The organism is Rhodopirellula halodulae (assembly GCF_020966775.1).
Taxonomy (GTDB): Bacteria; Planctomycetota; Planctomycetia; order Pirellulales; family Pirellulaceae; genus Rhodopirellula; species Rhodopirellula halodulae.
In genome coordinates this window covers 405,956-424,442 of the sequence record NZ_JAJKFV010000002.1, presented here as the reverse complement: position 1 = coordinate 424,442, position 18,487 = coordinate 405,956, and the positions used below count along the sequence as shown (strand labels likewise).

The window sequence follows — 18,487 nt, the reverse complement described above, 5'->3', positions numbered from 1 at the left end:
GTTTCACGGCTTCGGCCAAAGTCCGCGTAGCAAAGCGGACGTGTCCCGTATTTGCCTGTTGATATTGGTCACCGAGATCTATTCTTCGATGGGTTACCGAACGCAACTAGCAAATCTATTCACCGTTGCCGCTGCATCTAAACTAGGCCCGCTTCCTTCAGATATCGTGATGGCTCAACTTTTGACTTTCCAATCCTTTCATTGACTAGTAACAGCAATCGCTCCTTAACGCGGGTGAAAGCAACGTAAAACACCCGTCGCTCGGCTTCCAGTTCGGCTTCGGTAGCAGCATTCTTGTTTGGCCAGATTCCTTCGTTCACGTCGAGCAAAATTACCGTATCAAACTCTTTGCCTTTCGCCCTAGGCGCGGTCATCAAGTGGATAGGGCGTCTCCATTCCTCGTGCATCGGATCCAACTCCTTAGGATCGGTCACCGGCGGCAGGTACGCTAACTTCTCTTTGGCTGATTCGATGTCGTCGATGAACTGGCCGTAGTCGTCGCCATATCGGGTTGCATACTCAGCAAGATGCATGAACGGCGGATCAACGTAAAAAACATCGTCTTCGGCTTTGCCGAGATCGGTCTGTAGTCCTTCAAACGAATGTGCTAGCGCATTCACGGAACTTGCCACGCAATCCGCGTTAACAAAAGAAGCGATCTTCTCGGCAAATTGAAGGCTCATTTCACTGCTCTTGTTTTTCCCCTTCAGCTGACCGGTGTATGCAGCCAACGCAGAAATCGCATCTTTGATCGTCTTGGACTTTCTTGTAATTAAATGACTCCTCAGGGCCGCTCGATCAGCTTTGCTCAAGGGGTATCGTTTCGCAAGATCGCACAGTGCCATGACGTCATCGTTCACCTGAGACGTGGTTCGCCGCGCATCAGCGTTACACTTAATCAAGATCAACTTCATCAGCCGATCAAACGCAGCGCTCATGAAAATCTGCAAGTCCTCGGCTGCGCAAAAGGGGATGTCGTTTGAGGCAAAGTACAACTGATACGGAATGATTTGACTCTTCTTCCGTCCAATCACCGCCACCCGCTTGGGGCCTTCCGTCGCGTCAATAGCTCGTTCACATTCAGCAATGACACAGCTCATCGAATCCGGCAGTCCGCTCGTTGTGACCACCTCGATGAAAGCATCCTCATCCATATTGGACGAAATCTCCTTGGTGACGCGGTTTTCATTGTTTGCAATGATTCGCTGTGAGATCTCAACGATGTTTCGGGGAGAACGGTAATTCGTGTCGAGCGTAAATGTTGCGAACCTTCGCTGGAAATAGTGATCCGGCTTGACGATGTACCTAGGGGTTGCGCCTCGCCACTCAAAGATTGCTTGGTCATCATCACCGACAATCGTGATAGTCGAACGACTGCGATCCGCGATCGCTCGCAGAAGCGCCAAGTCCAGTGGGTTGATGTCCTGGAATTCATCGACCAGCAGATGGTCGTACCTTGCGGCACCTGACAACAGCTTGCCTTCATCGATTTTGGCCTGCTCGTCCAAACATGCGACATACTTTTGGTCTTCAAGTGTGAACGTGTCGTTTTCAACGAGGTGCTGTGTCGCTGATCGCCAAAATTTGAAGAACGAGTCGTAAATTAGTCTCGGAGATCTTGAAGCCTCTTCGGAACCATACTGTGTGACCTTTGGAATAACTCCTTGCCGAGCCAATTCAACCAACAGCGTTTCCCACTTGTTCTGCAAACCGTCGGCAGCAAACGACTCTATGCGTTGCAGGAATTTTTCGAGATTTGTGTCACGCTGGTGATCGAATCCAATGGATTTGAACGAATCCATTAGGTCCATGATTTTCCGCGGTGCCGTATTCCTCTTTGCCTCAATCGCTTCTCGAACCGCTTTGTGCTTCTTCCAGATCGGTTGCAATTGATTCAGCATCGCGAAATGGTAGTCGTTCCGACTAGTAACGAGCTTGGGGCTAAATGCCTCATTCCGCACACGACGAAACCCCCACGAGTTTAGGGTCGACACTTCGACCACGCCTCTGAGTTCTGCGAACGCTTCGTCTTCGTGGATACGAGAATGAAATTCGTCGCGAGCCGCGACAGTGAACGTGACCACCAAAAAACGCGTCTTTGACTTTCCGGTGGCTTGTGCAAGGTGAAGACACCGGTGCGCTAAGGAAAGTGTTTTGCCACATCCAGCCGGTGCAAGCAGACGGATGTTTTTTGCGTCCGATTCACAGAAATTGCGTTGCGAGTTGTCGAGCCCGAGCAGAGTTTGAGTCGCCATGGAAAAGCCCTTCGTAAGGATGGATGCGTGGTCGCTTGCTCGGTTCCACTCTCGAGCGATTGAATCAGTCAATATCAAGTTCGGTCAATGTTGAACCGGCGGTTCAATCGTCTTAAGCTGCTGTTAGCTCGCCACCTCTAAGCCTGCGCCCAGCAGCCCAAGTAGTGTCGAACCGTTCTTCTTGAGCTGGGCCGGCAGGCGGTCGCTTTTCTGTGCTGCCTCGAGAACGACCGACAGAATCTGCTCCAGTTCTTCCCATTCAAGTGATGCCGAATAATCATGTGTCACACGTGGCTGGTTGAAATCTGCGATTCCGTAAATTGAAAATCTGACGGATTGCTTCTGTTCGTCCCACCAGATGCGAGACGGTTTCGAAGCGAAAATTTGCTGCCCACCGCGATAGCGGAAACTTGCTGAGCGTGACATTTTCATCGGACGGTTCCTTTTTGTCTGCGAATAACGGAGGTTGATCTCTGATAGTTATTGAGCGGAGTTTGACTAAGACGCGAGCATTCGCTGCGGCCCGAGGCTAAGCTCAGATTGGTAGGACTTCACTAAGCGGCACAGTTGTGAATCGATCAACCGAATGGCGGCCTCGGAACCGCCGAGGCTCTTCAAGAAAAGCTTAAGCGTCTGCCACTGACGCAGCGCTAACTCCACAGGGGTCGGACGGGAAGTTCGGTGGCACAGCTGATTTCGGATGGTCTTCAATTCCATCAGATAGTTGCGGGCCTCACGGTTGTCTCTATGCATTTCGCCCAAGCGTCCCCAGTTTGCATCGACTACCGCAAGCAACGACGCAAGGTCGAGGTCTTGAAGCGTAGGGTTCGTTTTCATTGAAACCAGATTCTTCTGGCGGTCATTCAGGTTGTTCCAAACCAGGTTGCGCCACCAATCGTTTGATTGGCTGGGCAGGAGTCGGCCAAGAATATTGGCGATCTCGCACGTTGCAATTTCAACAAAGTCCATTTCAAGCTCCTAACTAAGTTTCGAGGTCATCAGAATCGCCAAAGGGCAGTGTTCGTAGAAAATCGGAGAGACGTTTCGCCTCGCGAGGTGTCATATCGACGGGGAGAGTTAGCTTGACTCGGTACTCGGGTCGAAGGACGAAAGTGTGCGTGATCGAAGAATTGTCGGAATCATCAGCAAACTCACCATCTCCGTCTTGCTCATCTGCGTCATCATCCATTTGATTGACCTCATCGCTTCCGGAGGTTGCTGCCAAGCCAACGCTTCTTAACGAGACGCTCCACTCAAAACGACTAGGAGAGCCTCGCCTACCCACAACGAAGCGCCCACAGTTCGCCTCTTGAAGCCCCTTCATTAGTGAAACTATGTCCACTCTTGATGGGTTCCCTCCTTCACCTCTGATTAAGTCTTCAAGACGTTCCAATTTTGTTTCTTTTGAGTCCTTTTCCCTTTCTTTAAAAATTTTAAAAGCGATGCTGGAAGATTTATTAGAAACAAAAAGCCTTTTAAGGATTGATATATCGACGTTGTGAACTGAATCAGGCACTAAGACCACCTGTGATTAAAAGTATTTAAAGTAATTACAGAACAAACCCCCCTCGCAGGCCCCTCTATCGGGGTGTTTTGCGTGGGTTTGTCGGCCACCTGTTGATATTTTTATCCCGTAAAAGATTCTGTGTCAATGCTTTAGGGGATGAAAAAGTTGGGAAAGTGATAATGGCCCGGTTTTGTTGAGTTTTTTGGTGTTTTCCCGGCTTGTGGTGTCTCGCATGAAGACAGGTGACTCTCCTTTTGTCTGGTTCCGCTACAGGTGAAAAGCAAGGCGGGCGACTCGATTCTGCAGGTCTCTGGCCTAGTCTCGGCATCCGCAGGTGAAGAGCTAACGGCTTAGCGGAAGGCCATGCAGGCCGGAACAATTTCCCTGCTGGTGTTCAACCGACGTGCAGTCTGTTTGCAATCGCAATATGTCGCCGCAGGCGAAGGGCGCGGCCGAACGGTTCGCGAAACGCATGCACGGTCCGGACAACCCGACAATCACTGGCTCAGCGGCATCGTTTTGTATGCGGTCGATGCGCATAGTCAGGGTGTATTGCTACCTGGTACCGAAGCACGCGAGGCCTCGCAACGACAATGGGTGAGCTTCGACAAGATGCAGCGGCGCGATCGGGGCTAACACATGAATTCAGGAGATTGTGACGTTCGCCTTCGTCATCTCGTTGTCCGACGGGGTAGGTCTATTTCAGAAGGACAATGCAAATCGATTTCGCAGCACAAATGTCAGGCAACCTCGAAGATGAGATTCGTGAGAACGCTTCGGGGCCGGCGAAGGCTTCGGGTGATGCTGGGTCGGTGGAACAACACAAGCTGACCGAGCAAATCGCGGCTGACAAACATCTCGCCGGCAAGAATGCCGTTGCCAAGCCGCATCGTGGGCTCCGCTTTAACAAGATCGTGCCGCCATCGGCTGGCTGATCTTTCTTTCGCTCTCCAATCCACAAGGGCTGCCGGGGACGGCAACAGGAAACAGCACGGATGCTGAAACGTTTGTCAGGGATCATCGAGCAAATGCGGGGCGGGCCGGCACAATTGTCCGCCGCCTCTGGACGCTCGCCCCGGCAGCCCTTTTTCTCTCGCCTGCGTGCCAAATACGACGCGGCAAACACAACACTCGACAATATCAAACATTGGTCGCGAGCCGATGGGCTATCAGCCTCCGCGGCCAACAGCCCCGATGTCCGACGGACACTTCGCAACCGATCACGCTACGAAGTCGCCAACAACAGTTACGCTCGCGGTATCACGCTGACGCTCGCCAATGATGTCGTCGGTACTGGGCCTCGGCTACAGATGCTCACCGCGGATGATGCGGGCAACCGCTTTGTTGAAGCCGAGTTCTTCGCTTGGTGCGAAGCGGTTGGACTGGCGGAGAAGCTGCGAACCATGCGATTGGCTCGGGTCGCAGATGGAGAATCGTTCGGGTTGCTCACCAGCAATGGGCGACTCGAGACTCCGGTGAATCTGGATCTACGTCTGATTGAAGCCGAACAAGTTGCTTCGCCGACGCTCGCACCCGACGCACGTCGCTACCTCGATGGCATCCAATTTGATGCCGACGGCAATCCACTCACATACGACGTTTTGAAGAATCACCCCGGCGATGGCTTCTTTGTCCTTGATGATGAATACGACACGGTGCCGGCAGCCGACGTCGTTCATTACTTCCGCAGCGATCGCCCCGGACAGATCCGTGGCATCCCAGACATCACGCCGGCGTTGCCACTGTTCGCACAACTGAGGCGATTCACGCTCGCGGTCCTTGCCGCGGCGGAAACGGCCGCTGAGTTCGCTGGCATCCTTTACACCGATGCACCAGCCAATGGCGAAGCAGACGCGGCCGAACCGTTCGAGCCAATCGAGCTCGAGAAACGGATGCTGCTGACGATGCCCGGCGGCTGGAAGATGGCTCAGATGAAAAGCGAGCAGCCATCGACCACGTACGCGGAGTTCAAGAAAGAAATCCTCAACGAGATCGCTCGTTGCTTGAACATGCCGTTCAACGTCGCTGCTGGGAATTCGTCGGGCTACAACTATGCCAGCGGGCGACTGGACCACCAAACCTATTTTAAATCGATCCGTGTCGAGCAATCGCAACTCGCTCGCGTGGTGCTCGACCGCATCCTGCACGCTTGGCTTCGCGAAGCCATTCTCATCGAGGGCTATCTGCCTAACTCGCTTCGCACGCTCGATTCGACGTTCGAGCACCAATGGTTTTGGGACGGACACGAGCATGTCGATCCCGCCAAAGAAGCCAACGCCCAAAAGATCCGTCTCGCCAGTCATACGACAACTCTGGCTATCGAATTTGCGCGGCAGGGGCGTGACTGGGAGACGGAACTCAAACAACGTGCGAAAGAGATCGCCCTCATGCGTGACCTCGGTCTGACGATCGAGTCCGAAACTGATTCTTCATCCGAACCCGAAGTCACGGAAGACCATGCCGAAGACGCTGAACCCCAAACCGCTTGAAGCGGAAGCCGAGTCCGTCCCCAGTTCGCTACGTATCGTTTGCGATGACGCCGCGACAATAACACTCGCCGCCGCGGATCCGCCGCTCGAGGGCGACGACAAGCCGGCACTGCGGAAGTTTTCGATGGTGGCCTACACCGGCGGAGCGATGCGGCTTGGTGGTTGGCCATATCCGGTCGTGGTTGACCTGGCAGGTATGCGAGTCACTCGCAAGTCACGCCCAATCCTGAAGGACCACGATCGCGGATCGATTGTTGGACATACCGATGACATCAAGATCAGCGACCGATCGCTGGAGGTTGCTGGCGTCATTTCCGGAGTTGGAACAACGGCCCAGGAAGTGATCGCCACGAGCGAGAACGGATTTCCTTGGCAAGCGTCGCTCGGTGCGAGTGCCGAGAAGGTGGTCTTCATTCCCGAAGGTAAAACCGCGAAAGCCAACGGCCGCGACCACAAAGGTCCAGTCTACATCGCCCGCAAGTCCACGCTTGGCGAAGTCTCGTTCGTCGCATTGGGCGCGGATGACAACACGGAGGCTCGTGTCGCTGCTAATCAGCATGACGACGAAGATTACGGCGAGGGTGATGACAATCAGGGAGACACGACTCTTGAACCGGTCAACGCAAGTTTGAACATGAGCACGAAGCTTAAGACCAATCCGAAACCGCGTTCGCCGATCGACGACATGCGTGCCGAAGCCGCTGCGGAATCCAGACGAATCGCCAGCATTCGCAAGTTGTGTGCGGAGAATCATCCTGACATCGAAGCCGATGCGATCGAGCAAGGCTGGACCATCACCAAAACGGAACTCGCCGTGCTACGAAGCGAACGCCCGAAAGCTCCCGAACAGAATCAGCATTCGCCCCGTTACACCCGCGATGTCCTGGAAGCCGCTGCATGCTTGTCGGTTGGTATCGAAGAGAAAGCACTTCTGGCCAGCTACGGAGAGCAAACGCTCAACGCCGCCGATCCATTGAGGCATATCGGGTTGCGAGAACTCGTCGCCGAGTGTGCTCGCATGGAGGGCATCGAGGTTCCGCGTGTCTTTGGCGACGGCACGGCGACGATTCGAGCCGGTTTCTCTTCCATGAGCCTCCCCAGCATCATGGAAAACGTCATGAACAAGACGTTGCTGGCGGCCTATCAAAACACGCCCATCGCCGCGTTTGATCTTTGCAGTGTTGGCACCGTTACCGACTTCAAGGAAGTGGCCCGCTATCGCTTGCTAGGCACCGGCGGCTTTGAGCAAGTCGCACCTGATGGCGAACTCAAGCACGGCAAACTGTCGGAACAGAAATACAGCAACAAGGCCGACACCTACGGTCAGATCCTCACGCTGACTCGGCACGACATCATCAATGATGACCTGTCCGCGTTCATGGACATCCCGCGGCAAATGGGACGCAGCGGCGCCGAGTCGATCGACGATTTGTTCTTCACGCTGCTGCTGAAGAACTCGGGCTTCTTCTCCTCGGCCAACGCCAACTTTCTACAAGGTGCGGACACCAAGTTCGGTCCCGATGCGTTGACCGTTGCCAAAACGACGTTTCGCAAACAGAAGGCCGGTCCTGGCGGCAAAGCCAAAGATCAAAAGCCGATCAACATCCGGCCCGAGTACTTGGTCGTGCCGGTCGAACTCGAAACCGAAGCCGAACTCTTGATGGGTTCGTCACAATTGATGATCGACGCTCAAGGGTCACCGACCAAGATCCCGGTCGATAACCCGCACCGAAACAAGTACCGCATCATCTCAACGCCGCACCTGTCGGACAGCTACTACCCAGGTGCCAGCGCATCCGCGTGGTATCTGTTCGCAAATCCTCGAGTGTTGCCCGCTTTCGAGATCGTGTTCCTCAACGGCCGCCGCACTCCGATCATCGAACGAGTCGAGATGCCGCCGAACACACTTGGCATGGGTTTCCGGTCGTACATCGACTTCGGCGTCAATAGCCAAGACCACCGCGCCGCCGTCAAAGTCGCCGGCGAGTAGTCGCCGTGATGTTGCTCTGCCTGTTCCCTGTCACCTGATTCCTTTCACCTCCCTTCTCCCATGCAAGCACAATTCGTTCACGACGGTCGCCAAGTCGACTTCACACCCGACGTTGATGTCTCGGTTGGCAGCATCGTTATTCAAGGCGATCTGGTCGGCATCACCCGCCGCGATCTTCCGGCCGACACTCTTGGTTCGATTGCCGTCGAAGGTGTCTTTGACATTCCCAAAGATCCCTCCGACGCCGAGACCTATTCCGCCGGCCAAAAGATCTACGCCACCACCGACGGCATCGTCACCGAGGTCGCTGACGGCACCTTCTATCTCGGTAAAGTCGTCTCCGATGCCGAGGCGACCGACAACTTCGTTCGCGTTCGTTTGAGCCAGTGATGAACAGTGAGCAACGCAATTATCGCACCCGTCGGGGCAATCTACGTCCACGAGGGCGTGACGGTCCCGATCGTTACCGACGTTGAGATCACAGCCGGCGACGTCGTGGTCCTCGAAAAGCTCGTCGGTGTCGCCAAGTTCGGAATCTGTGCCGGATCACGTGGCAGCATCACGTTGTCGGGTGTCTTTGATGTCGTCAAAGACCCGACCACCAACATTCCCGCCGGCACGATTCTTTACTGGTCCAAGATCAGTCACCACGTCATCAAGAACCAATACCAGCACTCGATGATTGGTATCTCGGTCGAGGACGCTCCGCCAAGTACGCCGAGCGTCAAAGTCAAACTCGTTCAATAGTCTCATCACGAGGTCATCGCATGGAAGCGAAATGGCGGCACTTGGTTGCCGCATGCTTGCTGATCGCTTGCACCGGATGCTTACCCGAAGGCGACGTGCAAGTTCGTCCGGTGCCGGCTCCGCCGCCGGAGCAACCGGTCGCGAACCTTCCCACGCAACTCCATCAACGCAACTGGACAGGCCGGCTCAATCAAGGCAGCTGCGTTCACGCTTCGCTCGTCAATCATTTGCGTTGGCTCAACGAGTTTGAACTCGGTGAACGCTGGCGAGCGACCTACAGCGACGGCGAATGGGACACCCGGCTGCGAAATCGGCTCGATGCGGCCGGCATCGACTACAGCTACACCGTCAAAGCCGATCCGAGGTTTCTCGATTGGGCCAATGCAACCCGTCGCGGCGCGATCTTGTGGTGGAAGCCCGCCCACTGTTGCACGTTCGTCGGCTGGGTCGAGCGAAACGGACAGCAGTACGCCGCGATTCTCGACAACAACTATCCCGGCCGATTTGAACTCACGCCGCGCGAACAATTTGTTCGTCTCTGGGCGGGCTATGGCGGTTTTGCCCTGACCGTGATGGAAGACCCCGCCAGCTCTCTGCCCTATCGAAGTTATGAGGTCGTCAATGAAGGATGAAATTCGGATCCGGCTCAGCGTCGGCCTGATCGTCGTCGCTGTCTTGCATGCTGTGTTGCTTGGTGCCGTGTTCACCGCTCTGCATCGCAAACCCACTCCATCGCCGGAAAGCACCTGGCGACTGCCGCCAGCCCAGCCGGTCAGCGAGGTCGGCCAGCAGATTCAACAATTACCGCAGCCATCTCGCGTCAACTTGGAAGCCCAAAGCGAACTGAAGCAGCAGTCAGGTTATTGCCCGCCGCCTTGCCCGCCCAACATGAGCCCAACGGCGCAACCTTATCGGATCGTACCGAGCACACCCACCGCACCGGCACCGATCATTGTCACTCCGACCACGACCAACACGCGGCCGGCAACACCTCCCGAGCAAGCCAAAAAGCGATATCAAATCGCATTGTTTGTGGGTAGCGACGCCAAGAGCCAGCAACTGTTGCAGTGGTTTGAAAGTGATACGAACCTGGTTCGCTTGAAATCAAAGTGCGCGTTCCAGGTCTACACCGAAACCAACGCACTGTATCGCACTCGCTATGCCGAGATCGTTCCGGTCAACCAATTCCCGGTTGTCTTGTTCCAGGATTCAACCGGCGGTCACGTTCACGCCGCCGGTCACGCGATGCTGCCGTCGACGCCTCGTGAACTCTATGACGATCTGCGACACGGTTACGAACTGTATCAGCAAACGCGACAAGCCCAGCGAACCGGGGCATTGAAGACTCGCGGCTATTCCTGGGATGCCGCGATCAATCCCACGATGCAGCTATCGCCCGAGGATTGCCCGGACGGCTACTGCCCCATCGAACCGGTCGACAACACCTGGCGGCCGTTTGATCGCGACCGAGACGGCGACCGCGATCGACTCTTCGACCGCGACACTGGCGGACGCAACGCGTTGATTTGGGCGGGCTCCGGCGAACTCGCCACGCTCGCATTGATCTTCGTCGCCGTTCTGTTGCTTGGGTTCATTCTCATCAAACGAGGTCTTTGAAAGCTTATGATTCTTGGAATTGCCACCGTTGTCGTCTTGGTCCTCGTTGCCATCGCGATCCTGCCTGCAAAGAAACGAGACCGTGATGGTTCGCCGTCCGGGTTCGTGCAACCGTTTGCTCGTCAAGCCAATTTTCGCCAGCAACAGCTCAATGAAGAAGCCGAAGCGATCGCGGATGAATACCAACGTCGGGCCGACGAAGCCTGGCGTGATGAACTCGGTGAGAAGGCTGCGGCTCTCTTTCAATCAAAGCCCACCACGACACCGAAGTCACGCAAGTCGTGAGCGACATGCTGCAGCGTGGTCAGTCATGGCTGTCCGCCAAGCTGACCAAGCATGCGTCTCGGCCGGTCGTTTATCAACGTGATGAAGTCTCGGTCGAGATTCCGGCCACCATCGGCAAGTCCGAATACGAGCAGGACGACGGCGAAGGCGTCATCACGCGTGCTCAAGTCCGCGACTTCCTCATCAACACCAAAGACTTGCTGTCGTCTGAGATCGCTACATGGCCCCGCCGCGGTGATCGTATCCTCGAGACCGACGGTGACACCACGTTCGTCTACGAGCTGATGTCGATCGGCAACGAACCGCCGTGGCGATACAGCGATCCCTTTCGCATCAAACTCCGCATCCACACCAAACTGGTCGACACCATTTCATGACTGCCGCCTCCGCAAAACCAACGCCGGCCACCGTCATTCAAATCGCCGACAGCGTCGTCGCTGAGATCAACGCTGGCGACTTCAGCAAGAAGAACCTCGCAGCCCAACGACTTTACGTTCCGAACTTCGACCTCGAAGATATGAAGGAACTGCGCGTCACCGTGGTGCCTCGCGAAGTCGAATACTTGCCACTCGATCGAGTCAGCAACAAGTTCCAGGCAACCATCGACGTCGCCGTCCAAAAGAAGGTCAGCAAAGGGGACCCCAAAGAGATCGACCCGCTGGTGTTCTTCGTCGAAGAGATCGCCGACTATTTCCGACTCAAACGGCTCAACTCGTTTGTTGCCGCCCGCTGCGTCAAGGTCGAGAATGCGGTGCTGTACTCCGTCGAGCACTGGACGCAGTTCAATCAGTTCACAAGCCTACTGACACTTACGTTTGAACTGGCCAGGTGATCCATATCCGGACTCGTGTCCGATTCAACCAAGGCCACGTTCAGAAGAAGGTTCAGGCCGCCAACTTTCGATCGCTCGGTCATGCGGCCGGGACGATTCGACTGACCGCCAAACGGTCGATCCGCAAACGCAAGAAACCATCGAGTTCCGGGTCGCCGCCGCACACGCAGACCGGCATGCTTCGTCGCGTGATTCGCTACGAGGTGAGTCGCGAACGCGAAGAGGCCGTCATTGGTCCGGTCAACGAGATTGCTGGCCGACTGTGGAACCTGCATGAATTCGGCGGCGTTTCCACGAAACGTCGCAAACTCAAACGCCATCGCTTCCGGGTCGGCGAGTACGGTCCGATTCGAGTCATCCGGCCTGGCAAGTTCGCTCGAACGAAGCTACTGACCGGTGCCCAAGCCAACCGTGCTACCCGACTGATCGAAGCTGAAAACGAGCGGCGCGGCGCATCGAAGCCACGCCGCTATCCGAAACGCCCATTCATGCGACCGGCCCTCGAAGCCAATCAACCACGCTTGCCCAAGTTCTGGCGTGACAGTGTGAAGTAACTCGCGAGAAACCTTATGTCAGCAGAAGTAGTCCTCGGTCTCGACGCCGTTCTCACCATCGACGGCGCCGAGATCAAGAACGTCAAAGACCTGACGGTCAACTTAGAAAAGGCCGAGGCGGATGCGTCAACGCGGGCCAACAACGGCTGGCGAGCCACTGTCGGAACGCTGAAAGATGCGTCGATTGAGTTCACCGTCCTTAACAAGAATGGCGACACCTCGTTCGGCATGCTGCAAGGTCTCTGGAGCAGCGGCACGCCATGCGATGTTGGCATTTCAGACGCCGGCGGTGCGCTGACGCTGACCTGCGAGGTCATGAACTTCAACGTCAACCAGAACCTCGAAGAGGTCGTCTCCGCCGATGTCACACTTAAGCCGACACAGTCTTCATCCGGCGGCGGGATGAACGTGGGCAGCGGAGCTTAGAAGGTGCCGTCAGAGCAGCCCACGAATTGCAATGAACGAGCAGGCGACAATGCCCGCAGCGAGCGACATCCAATTGGCCAACCCAAAAACGCACGACCACCAAAGGCGAGGCAATAAAAAGATGATGGCTAAGACAATCGCACCAAACCAGGCGACTTGAAAATACATCGTCAGTGGAACCAGTGCGTACGTCAGCCAGGTTGGCCAGAAAGCAAAAGCGACATCAAACATCTCTTTGCGCTGCATTTGGTTAGATCAAACACCAGACGAGTGCGGGGCATTTCATCATTTCAGATTACCTTCTCTGTTGACTTACGATGTCACCATTGAACCAAGAAACGGATTTCCATGCAAAAATTCATTGATCGTCGTGGTCGGGTTTGGATCGTCGATATCGACAACACGACACTCCGCCGCGTGAAAACGCTGACCGACGTTCGCTTGCTCGATGCGATCGACGGTGATTTGATCAACCAACTAGCAACGGACCCACTTCTGTTGGGTGATGTGTTGTTCGCGATTTGCAAACCTCAAGCCGACCAGCAAGACGTTGACGACGAAGCATTCGCGGAAGGTTTGGCAGGCGATGCAATTGATGAAGCCTGCACGGCGGTCGTTGATGCGTTGGTGGCCTACTTCCCGGAGTCCCGTCGCCGTCTTCTGCGGAAGGCGGCCGACAAACAGCGGATGATCGAGACGCGGGGACTCGAAGCGATCGAGCGGAGGCTGGACGATCCGGGCCTAGTAGACTCGATCGTGAGCGACCTCGAACAGAAACTCGGGGTGCCGATGTCGAACGCATCGTCATCGAACTCGCTGGCGTCGTCGGAGTCGACCCAGGACCTCTCACCCTCCGCCAGCTGATGCAAATGGCGGACGCTCGGCGACGCCACGATTGGAATATCGCATCGAGCGTGATGGCACTGACGGCGGAGATCAACCGCGATCGCCGGCGTCGTCGCAAGCCGTTCAAGCCTGACGACTTCAATCCGTACACGGCCGCCAAGCCAGTGCCCGCCCAAGCAACCGTCGAGCAGGTTGCAATTCTTCTCGGTGCAGCGTTCAGGCCTTCTAGCCCATCGCTTCTAGCAAGTAGCCAATCCCAATGTCCCAAGTCAGAGCCGGAGCCGCCTACGTCGAACTGCTGACCAAGGATGCAGCGTTCGTGAAGGGGCTTCGATCTGCTCAGAAGCGACTGCAATCGTTCGGGCAATCAACTCGCTTGCTCGGTACCAAACTGATGGGACTCGGCACCGCTGCGGCAGCTCCTCTGGGAGGCAGCGTTGCCATCTTATCCAACTTCGACGATGCCATGCGTGGCGTCGCCGCAATCACCCAGGCGACGGAAACGCAGCTGAAATCGCTGCGCAATACCGCCAAGAAACTCGGCGCAACTACGAGCTACTCTGCCAGCGAAGTCGCCTCCCTGATGATGGAACTCGGTCGTGCCGGTTTCAAGCCGGAACAGATCGAGAGAATGACCGCCGCCGTGATGAACATGGCTCGCGCAACCGGAACCGACGCCACGCAGGCGTCCGGCATCATGGCCGCCACCATCCGGCAATTTGGCATGGAAGCGGGCGAAGCAACGCGTGTCGCCGACGGACTGACCGCCGCAGCCAATAAGTCGTTCAACACGGTGGAGTCGCTCGGCGAAGCCTTGTCCTATGCCGGTCCCGTTGCCGCCGATGCCAACATGAGTCTGGAAGAAACTCTGGCGGTGCTGGGAACCCTCGGCAACATGGGCATCCAAGGTTCATCGGCCGGTAACGCGATGCGTCGCCTGCTGACGATCAGCGCAGCGGAATCGGAGAAGTTTCAAGCCGTCTTCGGTGTGGCAACCAAGGATGCCAGGGGCAACGCTCGATCGCTGGTCGACATCCTGGGGGAAGTCGCCGCAGCCACCGCAAACATGGGCACTGCCGAGAAGGCGGAAAAGCTAAACGAAGTCTTTGGATTGCTGGGCATCACGGCTGCCAGTTCCATCGGCAAGTCCGTGGCGGACACTCGCGAGCTGTACCAAGAACTGCAAAAGGCCGGCGGAATTGCCGCCAAGACATCCGAAGAAATGGAGGGCGGTCTCGGTGGAGCGTTTCGGATCCTCAAATCTTCGATCGAGGGCGTCGCCATCGCAATCGGTGAATCGCTCGAAGGTAGCGTCACCAACATGGTCAATGCGTTTAGCCGGGCTGCTTCAGGGGTGATCGAATGGATCAATAAGAATCAAAAGATTGTCAAGATTGCGGCGGCAAGTGCGGTTGCCATCATCGGAATCGGCGCCGCACTGTTCACGCTTGGTTCGTTTGCCGCCGCGGCATCCTTCGCCGTTGGAGGCTTGGCCAGCATCTTTAGTTTCATTGGTGCCTCCATCGGCGTCATTGTCAGCGCCGTTGGCATGTTGTTCACACCGTTGGGTCTGGTCGTCGCTGCCATCGCAGCGCTCGGTGGATATTTCCTGTATTCAACCGGCATCGCTGGCAAGGCGATTGAGTATCTGGGCAGCGTCTTTGAAGTCCTCAAAGCTGAAACGTTGGCCGCCTTCGGTGCGATCGCAAACGCGCTGGCTGCCGGCGACATCACCGCAGCCACTGACGTGCTTTGGTCGTACCTGAAACTGCAATGGATCAAAGGCACAACTTTTCTGCAAACCAAATGGGCCGAGTTCACCCAGTACATTGCGGATGTCTGGGCGGACTCGGCCTATGCCATTGGTGATGTGCTGATCGGTGCTCTCTCTGGATTGGCGGGTGTGTGGAACGAAACGGTCGGATTCATGGCCGACGGCTGGACCATTCTGACGTCCGCGGTCCAGAAAGGCTGGAACAATACGATTGGCTTTCTGAAGAAGGGATTTCTCAAGCTTCATGAACTGGTCGATATCGCCGGTGACGTGGCCGTGCAAATTGGTGGCGTACTGATCAATGCCCTGGCTGGCGTTGAGAAAGCGTGGGTCGAAACAGTCGACTACTTGGCCGACACATGGACCGTGTTTGCCGGCCAAGTGAAGTCGATGTGGAATTCGACGGTCGGCTTCCTCAAGAAGGCATGGATCAAACTCAAAGCTTTGTTCGACGACGATATCAATGTCGACGTCGAAATGGCCAAGATCGACGCCGATACCCGCGCGGCCGAAGCGGCGGAGCAACAACGTCGCAACCAGGCAATCATTGAACGGCAACAGCGACGATCGAAACGGAAACAGCAGATCGAAGCCAACCGCATCGAGATGCAAAAGGGCATCGCGGCCCAACTCGAAGCACGTCGTAGAGCCCGTGAAGGTCGTGATCTCGATGCGGAAATGCAAGCCATCGACGCGGAGACCGATGCTAAGAATGCGGTCGTCGATCAGTCGAAACAGCAACAGTTTCGGGAAAACGATTCTGCTCAAACTCGACGACAGCAACTGATCGACGACACCACGGCCGGCGTCCAATCCACGCTCGACCAAATGCGGGCGGAGTCCAAGGCGGCGCGTGAGGCAGCACGTGCGAATGAGTTGGGCGATCGCCAAAAGGAACGCGAGGATAAGATCGCGGCAGCGCAGGCCGACTTCGAGGCCGCCATTGACCGAGCAAACAATGCAACCGCACCATCCGACCGCACCGATGAACCTGGTTCCCCACCAGAAACTGCCGAGCCACCGAAACCGCCGGAGTTGCCTGAACCGATCAATCCCGATGAAGTCGATATTCCCCCGGTCGATCTCCCCGGAATCGATGATCCCGAACTGCAACTTCCGAACTCGAAGGATCTGAAGCTTGGGATCGATCCTGATGCTCAAGCATCAATGGAACGCTTCGCGGATGGTCCCGACAGTACAACGCAAGTCGAGTCGGCAGGCAACTTCGATTCCCGGGGATTGGGGCTCGGCAGCAGTGCGAGAAAGCTGGAGCCTCTGAAACTCGATCCGATCGAACCATTGGACGAAGAGGTAATTTCAGCCCCGCTGCTGAACGTTCCCGAAGATGACAAACCGGTTGACGAGGCAATGGCTGAGGTCGAGCCGGAAGCTGAAGAACCGGCACTGGATGTTGTCGCCATCAATGAAGCTTTCGCCTCGGTCCGTCAGTCGCTCACCGAATTCGACATGGCACTCAGCGGCGCAACCTCTCGTTTGCAACTCCCCGCTTCGTCCAGCGATGGCATTACCGAAGACATGAAACGGGCGATCATCGCGACTGCGGAGAATACGCGTCGGCTGGTCGAACGATCGAAGTCCGGAGGTCTGGTGTTTAGCTGATGAGCTTTTCGGCCGGCGGATATAACTTCGAGACCGCGGCGCTCTCCGAAAAGGCATCGCGAGGAAAATCGCATTCGGACTTCGTTGCCTATGTTGCGACCAACGGTGGCGCAGTCGATCCGGCGGCGGCTGCCAGCGCCGCCTACGGCTATTACAAAGCCAACTTCCCGGACCTGATTCCGTATCTGCAGATCGACGCCGAGTTTATCAACGCCAAACACGCGTTGGTCAGCGTTACGATCAACAAGACCAAGCTCGATCCGGTCTCGTTCAACACAACCGGGGCAACCACACACCTCAATCAATCCCTCGGCACCCGCGGGATCTATCCCGCACCGGGCAAGATCGCTCCGGTTTACCAAGGCGCGATCGGGGTCAGTGACTCCGGTGTGGAAGGCGTCGATGTGACCGTGCCGGCATTCGAGTTCTCGGTGCGGAAGAAGTTCGAGTGGGTTTCGACAGCATATTTGTTGGCAGTCGTCGCGATGACGGGGCGAACGAACTCAACGGACTGGTCGATCTTTGCACCCGGCGAAGCATTGTTCCTCGGCAGCGAAGGTGGTGAAGACGAGCAGAATTGGGTCGACATCACTTATCACTTCGCTGCGCGGCCCAATCAGCCCGCATTGTCGGTAGGTGCGATCAACGGAATCAGCAAACGTGGCTGGGACTACTTGTGGGTCCGGCATGACGAAGAGGTCGTCGGCGATCGCGTTCTACGTCGTCCGGCCGCGGCCTACGTCGAGCAAGTTTATCCGGAGGGCAACTTTAACGCGCTGGGCATCAACTGATGACACGACGAGTTCGCCCCGGCGATCAATTCAATATCTCGGCCACCGAGTACAACCGGCTGTTGGCGGCGGCTGATGCCCTGCACAAGAATCGGTTGCCCGGTGGAGGAGGGCCACGGACCCACCTGCAGAACGCGGCGACAATTCGCGTTCACAACATCACAACGCAAACGATTCCGATCGGTGGCGTCGCTGGCTTTATTCAGCCACTGACCGACCCGCTCGATGGTCCGGTCGAACTCGCTCGATTCGTTCGCGATGCGACGATCAAAGTCGGCAAGCACGGGGTGAGCGCTTCCACGGGGCGAGTGGGCGTCGCCATCGAACCGATCGCAGAAGATAAGGTTGGTCGCGTCGTATTCGATGGCGTTGTCGCGGCTCAAGTCAATATCACCAAGACCTGGCATGACTTTGCCGACGCATCACTGTCGCCGAACTTCTATCTGGAATCCAAACCAGAGGGTTCGGCCCAGATCCTCTGGCGACGGAATCCGACGGAAACCGGTTTGCAGTGGGCGGTCGTCCGGGTTGGTCATCCGACCGACATCGCGCATTTGGTCAAGGTTCCGGTCGGCGGCATCAGCGCCCGCCAGGGAACGACGACCGGCAGCGGGACATGTGATCTCCACCGACTGGACCAAACCGGCAACATCGAACCGGTGTTGGATGTCGACGGCGAACAGGTCCGCATCGTTGCTCGGAATCACTCGGCGCAGCGGATCCGCGGGCCAATCGAGGGTTCCGGGGACCAGTA

At 56.4% G+C, this 18,487-nt stretch carries 21 protein-coding genes; 16 read left to right on the top strand and 5 right to left on the bottom strand.

Annotation, left to right across the window (positions count from 1 at the left end; translation table 11 throughout):
• Positions 1-137 precede the first annotated feature (137 nt).
• The 4 genes from LOC70_RS02390 to LOC70_RS02375 form a co-directional block, all read right to left on the bottom strand.
• Positions 138-2,255, bottom strand: a complete 2,118-nt coding sequence (locus tag LOC70_RS02390; protein WP_230251624.1) for a UvrD-helicase domain-containing protein — start codon at positions 2,253-2,255, stop codon at positions 138-140.
• A gap of 123 nt (positions 2,256-2,378) precedes the next feature.
• Positions 2,379-2,687, bottom strand: coding sequence for a hypothetical protein (locus tag LOC70_RS02385; protein ID WP_230251623.1), 309 nt, complete (start codon positions 2,685-2,687; stop codon positions 2,379-2,381).
• A 66-nt stretch (positions 2,688-2,753) separates the two neighbouring features.
• Complete coding sequence (locus tag LOC70_RS02380) at positions 2,754-3,224, bottom strand: Swt1 family HEPN domain-containing protein (RefSeq protein WP_230251622.1); 471 nt, start codon at positions 3,222-3,224, stop codon at positions 2,754-2,756.
• 13 nt (positions 3,225-3,237) lie between these two features.
• A complete protein-coding gene (locus tag LOC70_RS02375; protein WP_230251621.1) occupies positions 3,238-3,771 on the bottom strand; it encodes a hypothetical protein in 534 nt (177 codons plus the stop codon).
• Positions 3,772-4,125: 354 nt separating this feature from the next.
• Here LOC70_RS02375 and LOC70_RS02370 point away from each other — a divergent pair, with 354 nt between their 5' ends.
• The 13 genes from LOC70_RS02370 (at position 4,126) to LOC70_RS02310 (ending at position 12,702) form a co-directional block, all read left to right on the top strand.
• Positions 4,126-4,398 (top strand): hypothetical protein, encoded by a 273-nt coding sequence (locus LOC70_RS02370; RefSeq protein ID WP_230251620.1) that lies wholly within the window; start codon positions 4,126-4,128, stop codon positions 4,396-4,398.
• Positions 4,399-4,475: 77 nt separating this feature from the next.
• Positions 4,476-4,697 carry a hypothetical protein gene (locus LOC70_RS02365; RefSeq protein ID WP_230251619.1) on the top strand — a complete coding sequence of 74 codons (222 nt, stop codon included), beginning with the start codon at positions 4,476-4,478 and terminating at the stop codon, positions 4,695-4,697.
• Between the two features lie 60 nt (positions 4,698-4,757).
• A complete protein-coding gene (locus LOC70_RS02360) occupies positions 4,758-6,251 on the top strand; it encodes a phage portal protein (protein WP_230251618.1) in 1,494 nt (497 codons plus the stop codon).
• Positions 6,220-8,241, top strand: coding sequence for a Mu-like prophage major head subunit gpT family protein (locus LOC70_RS02355; protein WP_230251617.1), 2,022 nt, complete (start codon positions 6,220-6,222; stop codon positions 8,239-8,241). Before LOC70_RS02360 ends, LOC70_RS02355 begins: the two co-directional genes overlap by 32 nt.
• Before the next feature lie 60 nt (positions 8,242-8,301).
• Positions 8,302-8,631 (top strand): DUF2190 family protein, encoded by a 330-nt coding sequence (locus LOC70_RS02350; protein WP_230251616.1) that lies wholly within the window; start codon positions 8,302-8,304, stop codon positions 8,629-8,631.
• A gap of 6 nt (positions 8,632-8,637) precedes the next feature.
• Entirely contained in the window at positions 8,638-8,988 is a 351-nt protein-coding gene (locus tag LOC70_RS02345) for a DUF2190 family protein (protein WP_230251615.1), read from the top strand.
• Positions 8,989-9,008: 20 nt separating this feature from the next.
• Complete coding sequence (locus LOC70_RS02340) at positions 9,009-9,620, top strand: hypothetical protein (protein WP_230251614.1); 612 nt, start codon at positions 9,009-9,011, stop codon at positions 9,618-9,620.
• Positions 9,610-10,605, top strand: coding sequence for a hypothetical protein (locus tag LOC70_RS02335; RefSeq protein ID WP_230251613.1), 996 nt, complete (start codon positions 9,610-9,612; stop codon positions 10,603-10,605). The genes LOC70_RS02340 and LOC70_RS02335 overlap by 11 nt, the downstream gene beginning before the upstream one ends.
• Positions 10,606-10,611: 6 nt before the next feature.
• Complete coding sequence (locus LOC70_RS02330) at positions 10,612-10,890, top strand: hypothetical protein (protein WP_230251612.1); 279 nt, start codon at positions 10,612-10,614, stop codon at positions 10,888-10,890.
• 5 nt (positions 10,891-10,895) lie between these two features.
• Positions 10,896-11,267, top strand: coding sequence for a hypothetical protein (locus LOC70_RS02325; RefSeq protein WP_449314290.1), 372 nt, complete (start codon positions 10,896-10,898; stop codon positions 11,265-11,267).
• Positions 11,264-11,722: a hypothetical protein gene (locus LOC70_RS02320; RefSeq protein ID WP_230251610.1), complete on the top strand. Its 459-nt coding sequence runs from the start codon at positions 11,264-11,266 to the stop codon at positions 11,720-11,722. Before LOC70_RS02325 ends, LOC70_RS02320 begins: the two co-directional genes overlap by 4 nt.
• The gene (locus tag LOC70_RS02315; RefSeq protein ID WP_230251609.1) at positions 11,719-12,276 is read left to right on the top strand and encodes a hypothetical protein; all 558 of its coding nucleotides are present in this window, start codon (positions 11,719-11,721) and stop codon (positions 12,274-12,276) included. The genes LOC70_RS02320 and LOC70_RS02315 overlap by 4 nt, the downstream gene beginning before the upstream one ends.
• A 15-nt stretch (positions 12,277-12,291) precedes the next feature.
• On the top strand, positions 12,292-12,702 hold the full coding sequence (locus LOC70_RS02310) for a hypothetical protein (protein WP_146414748.1): 411 nt from the start codon (positions 12,292-12,294) through the stop codon (positions 12,700-12,702).
• A 9-nt stretch (positions 12,703-12,711) separates the two neighbouring features.
• Here LOC70_RS02310 and LOC70_RS02305 read toward each other — a convergent pair whose 3' ends face one another.
• A complete protein-coding gene (locus LOC70_RS02305; RefSeq protein WP_230251608.1) occupies positions 12,712-12,948 on the bottom strand; it encodes a hypothetical protein in 237 nt (78 codons plus the stop codon).
• A 102-nt stretch (positions 12,949-13,050) separates the two neighbouring features.
• On the opposite strand from LOC70_RS02305, the gene LOC70_RS02300 reads away from it, so the two are divergent.
• From LOC70_RS02300 to LOC70_RS02290, 3 genes are all read left to right on the top strand, one after another.
• On the top strand, positions 13,051-13,566 hold the full coding sequence (locus LOC70_RS02300; RefSeq protein ID WP_230251607.1) for a hypothetical protein: 516 nt from the start codon (positions 13,051-13,053) through the stop codon (positions 13,564-13,566).
• Positions 13,567-13,807: 241 nt separating this feature from the next.
• Positions 13,808-16,942, top strand: a complete 3,135-nt coding sequence (locus LOC70_RS02295) for a phage tail tape measure protein (protein WP_230251606.1) — start codon at positions 13,808-13,810, stop codon at positions 16,940-16,942.
• Positions 16,942-17,733 carry a hypothetical protein gene (locus LOC70_RS02290; protein WP_230251605.1) on the top strand — a complete coding sequence of 264 codons (792 nt, stop codon included), beginning with the start codon at positions 16,942-16,944 and terminating at the stop codon, positions 17,731-17,733. The genes LOC70_RS02295 and LOC70_RS02290 overlap by 1 nt, the downstream gene beginning before the upstream one ends.
• The last annotated feature ends 754 nt before the right edge of the window (positions 17,734-18,487 follow it).